Origin of the sequence: Achromobacter sp. SIMBA_011 (genome assembly GCF_046535435.1) — a bacterium.
GTDB lineage: Bacteria > Pseudomonadota > Gammaproteobacteria > Burkholderiales > Burkholderiaceae_B > Achromobacter > Achromobacter dolens.
Genome location: NZ_JAWRWN010001246.1, coordinates 1 through 235 on the forward strand (window position 1 = coordinate 1; position 235 = coordinate 235).

The 235-nt window shown below is 60.0% G+C and carries 1 protein-coding gene; it reads left to right on the top strand.

The features are described from left to right. Positions 1–235: hypothetical protein (locus tag SB816_RS35045; protein ID WP_410548628.1), on the top strand; the 235-nt coding region annotated here is incomplete at both ends.

The following is a 235-nucleotide window of genomic DNA, read 5'->3' on the forward strand; positions in this document are numbered from 1 at the left end:
GCTATCAGCGCGGCGAACGCGATGTCTTCACCCGTCGCCTCTACACGCTGAAGGGCCAGACGACCTTCGACGAGATCAAGCGCAAATACGAACGGGAAGCCAAATTCCGCACCGCCGTGGACCGCTACATCACCGATTTCGAAAAGCTGCTCGCCGATGTGGCGCGCACCGACCGCGACCGGAGTGTTACCCAGTCCTACCTCACCTCCGATACCGGCAAGGTCTATACGATGCT